Source organism: Psychrobacter sp. H26 (assembly GCF_059073035.1).
On record NZ_JCACRW010000001.1, the window covers coordinates 2,985,988 to 3,001,970 of the forward strand.

9 protein-coding genes, 2 tRNA genes and 3 rRNA genes are annotated in these 15,983 nt (G+C 43.9%); 12 read left to right on the plus strand and 2 right to left on the minus strand.

What is annotated here, in order from left to right:
* Window positions 1-48 precede the first annotated feature (48 nt).
* On the minus strand, window positions 49-804 hold the full coding sequence (locus AC5JPT_RS12495; protein ID WP_493858284.1) for a 2OG-Fe(II) oxygenase: 756 nt from the start codon (window positions 802-804) through the stop codon (window positions 49-51).
* Between the two features lie 141 nt (window positions 805-945).
* Here AC5JPT_RS12495 and AC5JPT_RS12500 point away from each other — a divergent pair, with 141 nt between their 5' ends.
* From AC5JPT_RS12500 to AC5JPT_RS12550, 11 genes are all read left to right on the plus strand, one after another.
* On the plus strand, window positions 946-1,833 hold the full coding sequence (locus tag AC5JPT_RS12500; RefSeq protein WP_319052029.1) for a 23S rRNA (adenine(2030)-N(6))-methyltransferase RlmJ: 888 nt from the start codon (window positions 946-948) through the stop codon (window positions 1,831-1,833).
* A 58-nt stretch (window positions 1,834-1,891) separates the two neighbouring features.
* On the plus strand, window positions 1,892-2,794 hold the full coding sequence (gene pssA, locus AC5JPT_RS12505; RefSeq protein ID WP_493858285.1) for a CDP-diacylglycerol--serine O-phosphatidyltransferase: 903 nt from the start codon (window positions 1,892-1,894) through the stop codon (window positions 2,792-2,794).
* A gap of 746 nt (window positions 2,795-3,540) precedes the next feature.
* A 16S ribosomal RNA gene (locus tag AC5JPT_RS12510) occupies window positions 3,541-5,079 on the plus strand.
* A 73-nt stretch (window positions 5,080-5,152) separates the two neighbouring features.
* Window positions 5,153-5,229, plus strand: a tRNA-Ile gene (locus tag AC5JPT_RS12515).
* A 10-nt stretch (window positions 5,230-5,239) separates the two neighbouring features.
* Window positions 5,240-5,315, plus strand: a tRNA-Ala gene (locus tag AC5JPT_RS12520).
* A gap of 350 nt (window positions 5,316-5,665) precedes the next feature.
* Window positions 5,666-8,521, plus strand: a 23S ribosomal RNA gene (locus AC5JPT_RS12525).
* Between the two features lie 161 nt (window positions 8,522-8,682).
* Window positions 8,683-8,796, plus strand: a 5S ribosomal RNA gene (gene rrf, locus AC5JPT_RS12530).
* The 16S, 23S and 5S rRNA genes sit together here with 2 tRNA genes alongside, the layout of an rRNA operon.
* A gap of 134 nt (window positions 8,797-8,930) precedes the next feature.
* Window positions 8,931-10,601 carry an ATP-dependent nuclease gene (locus AC5JPT_RS12535; protein ID WP_493858286.1) on the plus strand — a complete coding sequence of 557 codons (1,671 nt, stop codon included), beginning with the start codon at window positions 8,931-8,933 and terminating at the stop codon, window positions 10,599-10,601.
* 155 nt (window positions 10,602-10,756) lie between these two features.
* A complete protein-coding gene (locus AC5JPT_RS12540) occupies window positions 10,757-11,170 on the plus strand; it encodes an OsmC family protein (protein ID WP_493858287.1) in 414 nt (137 codons plus the stop codon).
* 1 nt (window position 11,171) lies between these two features.
* On the plus strand, window positions 11,172-11,636 hold the full coding sequence (locus AC5JPT_RS12545) for a flavodoxin family protein (protein WP_493858288.1): 465 nt from the start codon (window positions 11,172-11,174) through the stop codon (window positions 11,634-11,636).
* Between the two features lie 107 nt (window positions 11,637-11,743).
* Window positions 11,744-12,403: a DUF938 domain-containing protein gene (locus tag AC5JPT_RS12550; protein ID WP_493858289.1), complete on the plus strand. Its 660-nt coding sequence runs from the start codon at window positions 11,744-11,746 to the stop codon at window positions 12,401-12,403.
* Between the two features lie 102 nt (window positions 12,404-12,505).
* Here the strand turns inward: AC5JPT_RS12550 and AC5JPT_RS12555 are convergent, their stop codons facing one another.
* A complete protein-coding gene (locus AC5JPT_RS12555; RefSeq protein ID WP_443524796.1) occupies window positions 12,506-13,297 on the minus strand; it encodes a dienelactone hydrolase family protein in 792 nt (263 codons plus the stop codon).
* Between the two features lie 425 nt (window positions 13,298-13,722).
* Between AC5JPT_RS12555 and AC5JPT_RS12560 the strand changes: the two genes are divergently transcribed.
* Window positions 13,723-15,810 (plus strand): catalase, encoded by a 2,088-nt coding sequence (locus tag AC5JPT_RS12560; RefSeq protein WP_493858290.1) that lies wholly within the window; start codon window positions 13,723-13,725, stop codon window positions 15,808-15,810.
* Window positions 15,811-15,983 lie beyond the last annotated feature (173 nt).

Below are 15,983 nucleotides of genomic sequence, written 5' to 3' on the forward strand. Positions count from 1 at the left end.
GTATAATAAGTAAAATATTAAATATAAATGAGTAAAGAAGGGTAGGTGTTAAACTTCTACTTCGACAAAGGGAACAAGGCCATCACGGCGCATCCAAGTGGCAATAGAGTAGCGTTGGCGATAGGCAGTTTGTACTTGGTGACGTAAATCACTGTCAAAGATAATGAGTCTATTGGCAACTGGCATCACTTCATGGTGAACACCATATTTATCCACGACTTCTAGCGCGCCACCGTCAGTTGTTTCCCAATCATCATTAAGATAAAACACTGCCGAGATCACTCGTTCATCGCGTCCAGCAGGATTGTCACTATGCCATTGATAACCGAAGCCAGTCGGATAGCACGCATAATGCGCTTCACTATGGCGAATACCCGCGAACAAGCTACGATTAAATAATGAAGCCAGCGCATTGATGCTTTGTAGATAGTAATAGCCTGCAAAGAAGTTTTCGGTAATCCAGCGTATTCTATCACCGCGAATATCACTGATGCGAACGCCAGCGGTCAGCTCTGCATCACGATAGTCAATAAAACCACTCTCAGCCTGTAGCGCGAGCAATGCGGTACTATCAAAAACCTCATCAATGATCAGCCAGCCATCAGCGACAAAGGTATCAAGTTTTTGGTCCGTTAGCTTTTGTTCCCAGTCCACCGCAAAGTCAGACATTTGCAATACGTGCTGAGTAGGAATTTCTTGGCTATCATTATGAGTGTCTGGCAGCAGTAATGGTGGATTGTCTTGACCTATCGGATGATCAACGACCAGCTCTGTCGTGCTCAAGTTGCTAATAATCTGTGTCATTTCATCTCATTATTATCAATCAGCTGTCAATATACCGGTATTCAATGCGTTTTTATTGAAAGTGCTTACTAAAACCACATTATCTTTTACTCTGCCTATGCTACCATAGATGCAATTTTTCTTATTTAAACTTTTGAGATTATGAACTATAAACACGCCTACCACGCTGGTAACTTTGCTGATGTGGTTAAACACATTTTATTGGTACAACTGCTTAACCAACTGGGGCAGAAAAACAAACCGTTTTATGTGCTTGACGCTTATGGCGGCCGTGGACTGTATTCACTGAGCAGTGAAGAATCACGTAAGACAGGTGAGGCTAAAGGCGGTATTCAAGCTTTTTTGAAAGCAGATACTGAAAAAGCACCAGCTGCTGTCAAAGATTATATGGAAGGCATCAAACAAGCCAAATTCACATATGATAATAAAGTCTACCCTGGTTCGCCATGGTGGGTAGCCCATCACGTCGAAAAAAGCGCGGCTAAAAAGCCTGATGCTGGCGTGCGTGCTGAGGCGTTTGAAGCCAAAGCGACTGAATACGATGCGTTGAACTATCAGCTACATAAGCTGCCAATTGGTATCCAGCATCGTGATGCTTTTGAAGGTATCACCGCTGTTATTCCACCAAAAGAAAAGCGCGGTTTGATTTTCCTTGATCCGCCTTATGAGCAGGAGCACAAAGATTTTACGCGCCTCATCGATTTATTGGTTGCGGCTTATAACAAATGGCCACAAGGCACTTATGCGCTTTGGTTCCCAATCAAAAACATCGAAGCCGTAGAGCTTTTTTATAAAAAGCTCAAACGTACTGAAATGAGACGTCAGCTGGTTTGTGAGCTAAATATTTATCCTAATGATGTTGCGGTTGGTCTGAACGGTACCGGTCTGCTGGTTATCAATCCACCATGGCAGTTTGATAACCATGCACGTGAGATATTACGTTTCTTGCAGCCAGTACTAAAAGTAGAGGACGCGCCAGACTTGACACCTGATAGCGCGACCAATGTGCGCTGGCTCGTTGGCGAATAAAAGCGTCAGCAAATAACGGTGTCAGTGAATAGCAGTAGCGGCCAATAAGGATATTAAGATGACAAATGTGCAACCACCTACTGGCCAATCCCATAATGAGACAGTGAATGATGGTTTATTACAAGATAATGCAGCCACTCAGCCACCGTTTGTTGATGAGCATGATTTTAATATACGCTTAGCAAACAACGATAACTATGATGGCTTGACCTTTGAAGTCGTTGAAGCTGAAGTGGCTGAAGGTAAGCGGGTCGTTAGTCGCGGTGTCTATTTAGCGCCCAACTTGATTACGACTTTATCGTTGCTATCAGGCTTTTACTCGATTTTGGCGAGTACGCAAGGTGAGTTTTACAAGGCTTCTTTAGCAATCTTCTTATCTGCTATTTTAGACGGGGCAGATGGTCGCGTTGCTCGTATGCTAAATGCGCAAAGCCCATTTGGCGAACAGTATGATTCATTAGCCGATATGCTAGCGTTTGGTGTGGCACCTGCTATTTTGATTTACAGTTTTGCACTACAGCCATTGGGTCGCATTGGTCTCGGCTGTGCTTTTGTGTTTACCGCTTGCGGTGCCTTTCGTTTGGCGCGATTCAATGTGCAGATTGGCGCTGTGGACAAAAAATATTTTGTCGGATTGGCAAGTCCGCTGGCTGCTATCTTAGTAACCTCTGCTGTTATGGTGGCAGTCGATCATAACGAGTGGATTGGGCAATATGATACCGCTGTCATGTTCTTGTTTGCAGCATGGGTAGTGACTTGTGGCTTATTAATGGTCAGCAATGTCAAATACTATAGCTTTAAGGAATTTGATAAAAAGAAAGTGCCTTTTGTAGTACTTATCATCGGTGTGCTGGTTATGAGTATTGTACTTTATGATATTCCTGTAGGCATCTTGGCGATTGGTATTATTTACGCATTATCAGGTATCGTCACTACCGTTAAGACGAAAGTAAAAGGTTAACCTCTATATATTCTATTGGTTACATACGTACCGACGTATAAAAGTACTGATAAAAAAGGCACTTACCGTCAGGTAAGTGCCTTTTTTATGCGCTCTGTATAATGGATTAGAAAATTTATTGCAATGAAAAGTTTTGCTGATAGAAAATGACAAAGATTATTTATAGACTTCCCTTGCGTTCTGATTAGATATGCGTATAATGCCACCCAGTCGAAAGGGAAGTAGATGGATGGTTTGAATGACTTAAATTGTTTAAACTAAATAAAAAATACTTCTTGACTAAATAAATAAAACGTCTATAATACGCCCTCATCGGACGGACTAGCGGCAACTAATATGTATATTACATATTAATAACGCAGTTAACCTGGTGAAACGAAATTATAAAAAGTCTTGACAATTCAAATCAATATGATAAGATAGTCGGCTCGCTAGATAGCTTAACCGGAGACGGATTGGCTAGATGGCAAAAGAAATACCCTATATATCGATGACTGGACGACAGTGATTGAGACTATTTAAAAGCATAACTAAAGAACAACTTGTGTGGATTTTTGCTGATTCAGAATGCTAAAAAATAAAGTTGACTATCTTTTCTTTTCGGGAAGATTATTAACTATAAAAATTATCATTTAAGACAGCAGAAAAACTCAAAGTTAATTCATTACGAACATAATTTTTAGCGATTTTGCCAGATTAGATGAGCCAAGTTTAGAAGCTTCTTTAAAGAGCTTCATAGCAAGATTAAACTGAAGAGTTTGATCATGGCTCAGATTGAACGCTGGCGGCAGGCTTAACACATGCAAGTCGAGCGGAAACGATGGTAGCTTGCTACCAGGCGTCGAGCGGCGGACGGGTGAGTAATACTTAGGAATCTACCTAGTAGTGGGGGATAGCACGGGGAAACTCGTATTAATACCGCATACGTCCTACGGGAGAAAGGGGGCAACTTGTTGCTCTCGCTATTAGATGAGCCTAAGTCGGATTAGCTAGATGGTGGGGTAAAGGCCTACCATGGCGACGATCTGTAGCTGGTCTGAGAGGATGATCAGCCACACCGGGACTGAGACACGGCCCGGACTCCTACGGGAGGCAGCAGTGGGGAATATTGGACAATGGGGGAAACCCTGATCCAGCCATGCCGCGTGTGTGAAGAAGGCCTTTTGGTTGTAAAGCACTTTAAGCAGTGAAGAAGACTCTTCGGTTAATACCCGGAGACGATGACATTAGCTGCAGAATAAGCACCGGCTAACTCTGTGCCAGCAGCCGCGGTAATACAGAGGGTGCAAGCGTTAATCGGAATTACTGGGCGTAAAGCGAGCGTAGGTGGCTTGATAAGTCAGATGTGAAATCCCCGGGCTTAACCTGGGAACTGCATCTGAAACTGTTAGGCTAGAGTAGGTGAGAGGGAAGTAGAATTTCAGGTGTAGCGGTGAAATGCGTAGAGATCTGAAGGAATACCGATGGCGAAGGCAGCTTCCTGGCATCATACTGACACTGAGGCTCGAAAGCGTGGGTAGCAAACAGGATTAGATACCCTGGTAGTCCACGCCGTAAACGATGTCTACTAGTCGTTGGGTCCCTTGAGGACTTAGTGACGCAGCTAACGCAATAAGTAGACCGCCTGGGGAGTACGGCCGCAAGGTTAAAACTCAAATGAATTGACGGGGGCCCGCACAAGCGGTGGAGCATGTGGTTTAATTCGATGCAACGCGAAGAACCTTACCTGGTCTTGACATATCTAGAATCCTGCAGAGATGCGGGAGTGCCTTCGGGAATTAGAATACAGGTGCTGCATGGCTGTCGTCAGCTCGTGTCGTGAGATGTTGGGTTAAGTCCCGCAACGAGCGCAACCCTTGTCCTTAGTTACCAGCGGGTTAAGCCGGGAACTCTAAGGATACTGCCAGTGACAAACTGGAGGAAGGCGGGGACGACGTCAAGTCATCATGGCCCTTACGACCAGGGCTACACACGTGCTACAATGGTAGGTACAGAGGGCAGCTACACAGCGATGTGATGCGAATCTCAAAAAGCCTATCGTAGTCCAGATTGGAGTCTGCAACTCGACTCCATGAAGTAGGAATCGCTAGTAATCGCGGATCAGAATGCCGCGGTGAATACGTTCCCGGGCCTTGTACACACCGCCCGTCACACCATGGGAGTTGATTGCACCAGAAGTGGATAGCTTAACCTTCGGGGGAGCGTTCACCACGGTGTGGTTGATGACTGGGGTGAAGTCGTAACAAGGTAGCCGTAGGGGAACCTGCGGCTGGATCACCTCCTTATAGATGGCATTCGGTCAGCAAGAATTCACAACAAGTTGTTCTTTAGTTTAAGCTTACGTTTTAGGACGTATTAGGGTCTGTAGCTCAGCTGGTTAGAGCACCGTGTTGATAACGCGGGGGTCAGTGGTTCGAGTCCACTTAGACCCACCATTTATATAATGGGGCCATAGCTCAGTTGGTAGAGCGCCTGCCTTGCACGCAGGAGGTCAACGGTTCGACTCCGTTTGGCTCCACCACTACTTTAGTTAAGCTTAGAGTGCTAAATAAAAATAGGTATCAAATAGAAACAAGTGATTCATCTTGAATAAAGACACGATTACTTCTTTCTGTTTTATACAGAATCTGTGACTCGACGAGAGCATAGAGACTATTTAAAAACATAGATATGAGTCTGGGTTAGGAAGAGCGTGTTCACGCGCACTTCTTAACCTTAATAACTCACCTCTTAACGACATCAGTTGTTATCCCAGGGGTGAGTTATTAAAAAAGTAAAGAGAACTGAATCAAGCGTATAAACATAGGTGATATCGTTATCATAATTAGATTGTATGACACTTAGAAGTCGAGAGACTACTTGGGGTTGTATGGTCAAGTAATGAAGCGCACATGGTGGATGCCTTGGCAGTCAGAGGCGATGAAAGACGTGACAGCCTGCGATAAGCTTCGGGGAGGCGGCAATATCCTGTGATCCGGAGATTTCTGAATGGGGAAACCCACTTACCATAAGGTAGGTATCCTAATTTATTAGGAAGCGAACGAGGGGAAGTGAAACATCTCAGTACCCTTAGGAATAGACATCAATTGAGATTCCCCTAGTAGCGGCGAGCGAACGGGGAGAAGCCGATTAGTACTAATGTAGAAGAACAGCGTGGGAAAGCTGACCGTAGTAGGTGATAGTCCTGTATTCGAAACATTAGCATTAACATATTAAGTAGAGCGGGGCACGAGAAATCCTGTTTGAAGATGGGGGGACCATCCTCCAAGGCTAAATACTCCTGACTGACCGATAGTGAACCAGTACCGTGAGGGAAAGGCGAAAAGAACCCCTGTGAGGGGAGTGAAATAGAACCTGAAACCGTGTGCGTACAAGCAGTGGGAGCCTACTTGTTAGGTGACCGCGTACCTTTTGTATAATGGGTCAGCGACTTATGTTCTGTAGCAAGGTTAACCGTTTAGGGGAGCCGTAGGGAAACCGAGTCTTAATAGGGCGATTAGTTGCAGGGCATAGACCCGAAACCGAGTGATCTATCCATGAGCAGGTTGAAAGTGCCGTAACAGGCACCGGAGGACCGAACCCACTGTCGTTGAAAAGCCAGGGGATGACTTGTGGATAGGGGTGAAAGGCTAATCAAACTCGGTGATAGCTGGTTCTCCCCGAAAGCTATTTAGGTAGCGCCTCGGACGAACACCATTGGGGGTAGAGCACTGTTTCGGCTAGGGGGTCATACCGACTTACCAAACCGATGCAAACTCCGAATACCGATGAGTGATATCCGGGAGACACACAGTGGGTGCTAACGTCCATTGTGGAGAGGGAAACAACCCAGACCGCCAGCTAAGGCCCCAAATTCCTAGTTAAGTGGGAAACGAGGTGGGAAGGCATAGACAGCTAGGAGGTTGGCTTAGAAGCAGCCATCCTTTAAAGAAAGCGTAATAGCTCACTAGTCGAGTCGGCCCGCGCGGAAGATGTAACGGGGCTCAAACTAGGAGCCGAAGCTGCGGATTTGAATTTGTTTTCAAGTGGTAGGGGAGCGTTGTGTAAGCCTGTGAAGGTGTGTTGTAAAGCATGCTGGAGGTATCACAAGAGCGAATGCTGACGTGAGTAACGATAATGCGAGTGAAAAGCTCGCACGCCGGAAGATCAAGGGTTCCAGTCCAACGTTAATCGGGGCTGGGTGAGTCGACCCCTAAGGCGAGGCCGAAAGGCGTAGTCGATGGGAAATCGGTTAATATTCCGATACTTGTTTATAATGCGATGGAGGGACGGAGAAGGTTATGTCAGCCTGGCGTTGGTTGTCCAGGTGAAAGGATGTAGGTTTATAGCTTAGGTAAATCCGGGCTATTTCATACCGAGATCTGATAGCAAGTCCTACTTGTAGGACGAAGTGGCAAATACCATGCTTCCAGGAAAAGCTTCTAAGCAATAGTTATAAACGAATCGTACCCTAAACCGACACAGGTGATCAGGTAGAGAATACCAAGGCGCTTGAGAGAACTCTGCTGAAGGAACTAGGCAAAATGGTACCGTAACTTCGGGAGAAGGTACGCTGTTGATGGTGATAGGACTTGCTCCTTGAGCTGTTGGCAGTCGCAGATACCAGGCTGCTGCAACTGTTTATTAAAAACACAGCACTCTGCAAACACGAAAGTGGACGTATAGGGTGTGATGTCTGCCCGGTGCTGGAAGGTTAATTGATGGGGTTAGCGTAAGCGAAGCTCTTGATCGAAGCCCCAGTAAACGGCGGCCGTAACTATAACGGTCCTAAGGTAGCGAAATTCCTTGTCGGGTAAGTTCCGACCTGCACGAATGACATAATGATGGCAGCGCTGTCTCCAGCAGAGACTCAGTGAAATCGAAATCGCAGTGAAGATGCTGTGTACCCGCGGCTAGACGGAAAGACCCCGTGAACCTTTACTACAGCTTTACATTGAACTTTGACCTGACTTGTGCAGGATAGGTGGGAGGCTTTGAAGCCGAGACGCTAGTCTTGGTGGAGCCAATCTTGAAATACCACCCTGGTCATGTTGGGGTTCTAACTCAGGTATAACAATACCGAGGACAATGTATGGTGGGTAGTTTGACTGGGGCGGTCTCCTCCTAAAGAGTAACGGAGGAGTACGAAGGTGCGCTCAGACCGGTCGGAAATCGGTCGTAGAGTATAAAGGCAAAAGCGCGCTTAACTGCGAGACCCACAAGTCGAGCAGGTACGAAAGTAGGTCTTAGTGATCCGGTGGTTCTGTATGGAAGGGCCATCGCTCAACGGATAAAAGGTACTCTGGGGATAACAGGCTGATACCGCCCAAGAGTTCATATCGACGGCGGTGTTTGGCACCTCGATGTCGGCTCATCTCATCCTAGGGCTGAAGCAGGTCCTAAGGGTATGGCTGTTCGCCATTTAAAGAGGTACGCGAGCTGGGTTTAGAACGTCGTGAGACAGTTCGGTCCCTATCTACCGTGGGCGTTGGAAATTTGAGAGGATCTGCTCCTAGTACGAGAGGACCAGAGTGGACGAACCACTGGTGTTCGGGTTGTCATGCCAATGGCATTGCCCGGTAGCTACGTTCGGATGGGATAACCGCTGAAAGCATCTAAGCGGGAAGCCCACCTCAAGATTAGATTTCCCTAAAGAGCCGTTCAAGACTAGGACGTTGATAGGCAGGGTGTGGAAGCACAGCGATGTGTGTAGCTAACCTGTACTAATTGCTCGTTTGGCTTGACCATACAACACCCAAGTGGTTTGTATACAAGTCTAATTATCTGTCATAGACAGAACATTTCGATATCACCTTTAACCTTGATTCAGTTAGGTTACAAGTTGATCGACTAAAAGTGAATTCTTGAAGTCAACAATAAAAACAACAGACTCATATCTAACCCCCTTTGCTGACGACAATAGCGCGATGGCCCCACCTGATCCCTTCCCGAACTCAGAAGTGAAACATCGTTGCGCCAATGGTAGTGTGGTTCGCCCATGTGAGAGTAGGTCATCGTCAGCTCTCTATTCTAAAGTAAAAGCCCCCTTTGCGAAAGCAGAGGGGGCTTTTCTTTGTGCGCGGTTTTATTAATAGCTTTAGTTAATACATTTGTAGCATAATACTATATTAGAAATAGATAAATAATAGAGTAATAAATGCTAAAAGATATAAAATTAAAATTTGGGCGTGCTGAAGGCTTAGAAAATCAGACAATAAAGGCTATGCCTATAACTGTTTTTGTAGGCCCAAATAATTCAGGGAAAAGTAAAATATTATTTGAAATTCAGCAGTTTTGCATAAGCGGTAACCAGAACACCAATAATTTAATTATCGAGAGTATTGACTTAGAGGGAATGGAAGAGTCGATTCTTGATGACAAAATTAAATCATTTACTCTTAAAGCTAACCCTGGTGAAGCGATTTACCCTGATCATATTTTAGTTGGAAAAGGACAAACTAGGCATCAAGTACATGAGTCACAGTTTAGACAAGCTTTACTTACTCCAAATGTTCAACCAACACATACTTGTTCATGGTTTCTTTCGTACAACACCCTAATCCTTGATGGTAGTAATAGGATTAATCTAGTTAATCAGCAGGGAGCAGGAGATCTACAACAACCACCTCACTCAAGTTTTCAAGTTCTATTTAGGGATGATGATAAAAGGCAGGAAGTTAGTCGAATAATTCATGAAGCTTTTGGTCAATATTTAGTTATAGATCCTACAAATCTGGGGCAACTGAACCTTCGCCTTTCAAAAGTTGCCCCTAAAGACACTATGGAAGAAAGAGGGATTCATCAGGAAGCCGTTGATTTTCATGCTAAAGCTCTACCCATATCTCTAGCAAGTGATGGTGTGAAAGCCTTTACTGGTATGGTAACTGAAATGATTGCAGGTGATCCTTCGGTATTATTAATGGATGAACCTGAAGCTTTTTTACATCCATCGCTTTCCTTTAAACTTGGAAAAGAAGTCTCTCAAATAATGTCAGGAACAGATAAAAGACTCTTTGTAGCCACTCATAGCCCCAACTTTGTAATGGGATGTATTCAATCAGGTGCACCCGTAAATATTGTTCGTCTAACTTATAGAAATGATGTAGCTACTGCTAGAATCCTTCCTAATGAAGATATTTTGAAGCTCATGAGAAATCCTTTATTACGTTCAACGGGCGTTTTAAGTGGACTGTTTTATGAGTTTGTTATTGTTACAGAATCAGATGCTGATCGTGCATTTTATCAAGAGATCAATGATCGCCTTTTAAAAAGTTCTGAGCATGAAGGAATACCTAATTGCCTATTTCTTCATGCTCAAAATAAGCAAACAGTTAAAACTATAATAAAACCATTACGTGAGTTAGGGATACCTGTTGCAGGTATCGTTGATATAGATATTATTAAAGACGGTGGTACAGTGTGGACAGGGTTCCTTGATAGTGGCTCTATACCAGAATTAGAAAGAGCGCCATTGGCTTCTTTAAGACAGGCTTTGAAGAAAAAGTTTGAAGAATCAGGGAAAAACATGAAACGAGATGGGGGAATTAAAATTCTCTCAGAGGATGATAAAGAAGCACTGCAAAACTTTTTTGATAAACTAGCCGATTATGGTTTATTTGTTGTTCCTAATGGGGAACTAGAATCATGGTTAATGGGATTATCTGCCTCGGGACATGGACCTAATTGGCTGGTTGAAATTTTTGAAAAAATGGGTGAAGACCCCTTATCAGAAAACTATCTAAAGCCTGAAAATAATGATGTTTGGCAGTTTATTGACTCAATTGCAGCTTGGTTTTTAAACCCTAGAAGAAAAGGCATTCCTAAATAGCAGCTAATAAATCTTTAAAAATAAAAAACAGCTAGCTTGACTTTCTCAATTTTAATTTAATAAATAGGTTCACATCGTTTAACTAAATACATAAATTCTTTTTCTAAAAATTTCTAAGCCTAAGAACTTACGTTTTAAATACCAAAGAGAACCCCATGACCACCTCAAAAGTAACCTATCAAGGTAATTTACGTACCCAAGCTATCCATTTACAGTCGAATAATCAAATCATTACCGATGCGCCGATGGACAACCACGGTAAGGGCGAGGCTTTTTCTCCGACTGACTTGCTAGCGACCAGTTTGGGCAGTTGCATCTTAACGATTATTGGTATCAAAGCCGAAGCAATGGATATCGATATCTCAGGTACGACCGCAGAAGTTACCAAAGTCATGGCTGCCAAACCAAGACGTGTGAGTGAAATACATGTGATAGTTAATTTTTCAAAAGCATTAGATGAAAGTACCTTAAAACGTTTTTATAAAACTGCATTGACCTGTCCGGTAAGCAATAGCTTGGATCCTGCCATTACTCAAAACTTAGTGTTTAATAATGGCACGGACGCTTAATATGCCTACTAAGACTCTACTTATCGTTGCTCATGCACCATCTCCCAATACTCAGAAATTGGCGCAGGCGGCTTTTGACGGTGCTAATCATCCTGATATAGATATCACTGTCATTTTGAAATCACCGCAGGACACGCAGCCAGAAGATGTATTGGCTGCTGATGCGTTACTGCTAGGCACAACTGAAAATCTAGCGTATATGGCAGGGCTGACCAAAGACTTCTTTGATCGCTGCTACTATCCAGTGTTAGAAGAAAAGCAGGGCATGCCGTTTGCAGTATATATTCGCGCAGGACATGATGGTACAGGTACCAAGCTTGCGCTAAAAACGATTACAACGGGGCTACGTTGGTCATGGATGCAAGAGGCGCTGATACTACAAGGCGATTGGCAGGATAGCTTTGCTGAGCAAATAGAAGAGCTTGCTATGACGCTGGCCGCTGGGGTAGAGGCAGGTATTTACTAGTAGTGAGTTGTTTGGTAGTCATTATACCACTAGGTCAGTCTTCGACAATGCTTGTTAATCTATTGCTATCAATACTGAGGCATAATAAACGGTCTGGAATAATAGTAATGCATGACAATAATATCGACAGTGATAATCCAAATAATAAAGTAGATATTGCTGCCTTGCCGTTTTCTCAAGCCTGTGAGAACAACAAGCAGGCTATCTTAGAAGCGCTACAAACAGAGTTGAAAGGCTTTAGTCATGTATTAGAAGTTGGTTCTGGAACGGGACAACATAGCGTTTATTTTGCGCCTAACTTGCCTGAGATACAGTGGCAAACGAGTGATGTGATCAGTAATCATCGCCATATAGTCGCTTGGCACGACGCTTACCCTGCACCTAATTTATATTCGCCATTGGCATTTGATTTGAATACAGATCCGATACCTTTCAGCAGTCGTGCAGACAGACCCTATGATGCGATATTCACTGCCAATACCTTGCATATTATCAGTTGGGGTTTAGTCGAGCGCTTATTTGCATTGGCTGGTGATGCGCTACCTGTTAATGGCAAGCTGATTGTATATGGTCCATTTAACGAGCATGGTACATATACTAGTGAAGGCAACCAACGATTTGATACGATGCTAAGAGCAGGCAACGCTAAGAGCGGTATTCGGAATAAGGAAGACGTAGTCCATTTAGCAAATTCGCATCACTTGAAATTTATAAATACTTATACGATGCCCGCCAACAATCAGCTCTTGGTATTTCAAAAACATTGAATACTAAGTAACTGATGCTGCAAAAAAACACCTCAATAGATCGCTATCAGATCTTAATTGAGGTGTTTTTTTGCGTCTACTTATTTAATTTATGCAGCTATATTACTTATATTCTTCTGCCAAAAAGTCCAAGTAGCGTTTCCAAGAACGTTCGTCTGCACGAGCATCATATCTGTCGCTACCAAATACGCTAAAGGCATGTGGCGCGCCACTGTATGTCACCATTTCATGCGGTATCTTAGCTGCTTCTAATGTCTTACCCAAGGTGGCGAAGCTCTCTAGCGAGACTGATTGGTCGGCAGAGCCATGAAATACTAAAATCTCTCCAGTGGTGTTGTCATAGCTCTGACCTGTTGGTATCTCAAAGGCACCGTGGAAGGGTACAAAGGCTTTCTGCTCAAAGCCTGAGCGTGCGAGCTCTAACGCTACCGTACCACCAAAACAATACCCCATAGTTGTGCCTTTACGCACATCATTACCTTGTAGTTGTCCTGCTGTTAATGCCCCTGCCAATATGCGGCGCATCTTGTTGCGGTCATCGTATAGCTCTCCTGTTAAACGCTTGTTTTCTTCAACAGAGGTAGGACGAATGCCTTGCCCAAACATATCTGCTGCCAGTACGTTATAACCTTCAGCTGCCAACATGTCAGCGCGTTTGCGCTCATAGTCAGTTAAACCATCCCAATCATGAATCAGCAAGATAAAAGGCGCGTTAGCCTTATCTGCTTTGGCGTAATAACCTTCGTAAGTTTGGTTCTCCACTGTATAAGTAACATTTTTGGTGGTGATAGCAGCAGCCGTTTGACTGACTGTTAATGCCATCAAACCCATTGATGCACCCATTAATAATGAGCGATAAGGTTTTTTGGATGCAGAGCTGAAAGTTTGTAACATGGTAGGTGGCCTTATAGTTATATAAATTAGTCATATGAAAAGATAAATATAAAGCTAAAACTATGCCAATGTATTTATCGATTGTCTCTAATACTCTCCAAAAGCATACCTGAAACAATAACTATATTACAAGATTCTATTGTTAACGTTGATGCATCGCTAAGATAGCTTAAAAATACGAATTTATGATGACTGCAAACCTTAACCAAACATCAACAAGGTTCATCACCTACGCAACTTAATTTTTGGGTAGTATAAGCCGTATGCCTTTTATTCTTTTATGTTTTTTAATAATTGGTCATACAAAACACAGAGAAATAACCGACATATGAAGTCACTATTATCTCAAAGGAATCAGCACCCTGTGTAAACCTATTTCTAATGGTCCTATAAGAGACCATTTTACTTATTAGCTAGGATTTTTTATGAATAAGAATATCGATCATACCGACCCAGCAAAGGACATGAATACTGAGCGCGGCAATGGAGGGGAAACCCATCAACGTGCAGGCGACGACACCAAGGTTTTGACCACCCAACAAGGCGTGGCTATTGGTGACAATCAGAACTCACTAAAAGCAGGCGAACGCGGTCCTACTTTGCTAGAAGATTTTGTACTGCGTGAAAAAATCAACCATTTTGACCATGAGCGTATCCCTGAGCGTATCGTTCACGCACGCGGTAGTGCCGCCCATGGTTACTTTGAATTGACTGAATCGTTAGAAGAATATACGACTGCCAAAATCTTGACAGAAACTGGCAAGCAAACCCCGTTGTTTACTCGTTTTTCGACGGTGGCTGGTAATAAAGGCTCAAAAGATACGCCACGTGATGTACGCGGGTTCTCTGTAAAAGTATACACAGAAGAAGGTAACTGGGATATCGTTGGTAACAACATGCCGATCTTCTTTATCCAAGATGCTATCAAGTTTCCAGATTTGATTCACGCCGTAAAACCTGAACCAGATCGCGGTTTCCCGCAAGCAGCATCTGCTCATGATACGTTTTGGGATTTTGTCTCGCTGAGCCCTGAAACCATGCACAATCTGATTTGGCTTATGAGTGATCGCGGACTACCACGTAGCCTACGCATGATGGAAGGTTTTGGTATTCATAGCTATCGCTTAATCAATAAAGAAGGTAAGAGCACGTTTGTACGTTTCCATTGGAAGCCAGTACTGGGTGTGCAGTCGACCACATGGGACGAAGCTGTAAAAATCTCTGGTGCAGATCCTGATTATCATCGCCGTGATTTGTTCGAGTCTATCGACAATGAGATGTATCCTGAATGGGAGTTTGGGGTGCAGTTGTTTACGGAAGAGGAAGCAAACAACTTCCCGTTTGATCACCTAGATGCGACCAAGCTTATTCCTGAAGAAACCGTACCTTTAAAGATCATCGGTAAAATGGTCTTGAATCGCAATGTAGATAATTTCTTTGCAGAGACAGAACAAGTCGCATTTTGCCCATCACATGTCGTGCCAGGTATTGATTATAGTAACGATCCACTATTGCAAGGGCGTCTGTTCAGTTACTTAGATACGCAGCTATCACGCTTGGGATCACCGAACTTTGCGCAGATTCCAATCAATGCACCAAAATGTCCGTTTGCTAATAATCAGCAAGATGGTCATATGCAAATGCAAGTGCCTAAAACGCGTGTTATGTACGAGCCACAAAGCCTGGATCCAACACGTCCACGTGAAAGCGTTAAACGCGGATTTGAATCGTTCCATGAACGGTTGGACGATGGTGTAAAAGGTCGCGTAAGAGCAGAGAGTTTTGCAGATCATTATAGTCAACCACGTATGTTCTATCGCAGCCAGACAGCGACAGGACAAGCACATATTGCCTCTGCGTATGCGTTTGAGCTGGGCAAAGTAGATACCGCACATGTACGTACTCGTACTCTTAGCCATCTGCGTCATATTGATGAAGATTTAGCCAACCGTGTGGCCACAGCGCTCGGTATGGATTTACCAGAGCCTGCAGATGCTGCGGCCCCTGTGCAAGACTTAGGTACTTCTGAGGCTGTTCAAACTATCGGTATCAGTCCTAAGAGTCTAAAAGGACGTTTGGTTGGTATTTTAGTTGCTGAAGGTTCTAGTCATAGCGAAGTTGCGAATTTTGAAAAGGCGGCTGTCGACGCTGGCGCTAGTGTCAAGATCGTCGCTCCTAACAAAGAAGTGACGTTAGACGATGGCACGAAGATCCAAACTGACGAGCGTTTGGCTGGTGCTCCTTCTGTACTCTTTGATGCCATTGTCAGTATTATTATGCATCCACCAGCCAAGAAATTGGCAATGGATAGCGCGGCGTTAGACTGGTTCAATGATGCTTATGCACATTGCAAAGCGATTGCTTATTGCCCTGCGACCGAAGAGCATATTTTGAGCAAATTACCTATCGAAAAAGATGCATTTGTGACGCCGCTTGATAATGTAGATGGTTTTATCGAAAACGCTAAAACTCGTCTATGGGAGCGTGAGCCAAAGGTACGTGACCTCGCGTAATTATATATAGCGCACTGGGCACGTCTCAGTAGAGGTAGGGTAAGCTATTATTTGAACCATACCTAAAGCGCTATAGAACAGTCATATCGAATGTTGTCTCAAACCCAGCCAAAGTGCTGGGTTTTTGCTTTTTGCATTTAGGATTATGATTGACAAGGCCATTTTTGCTTAGC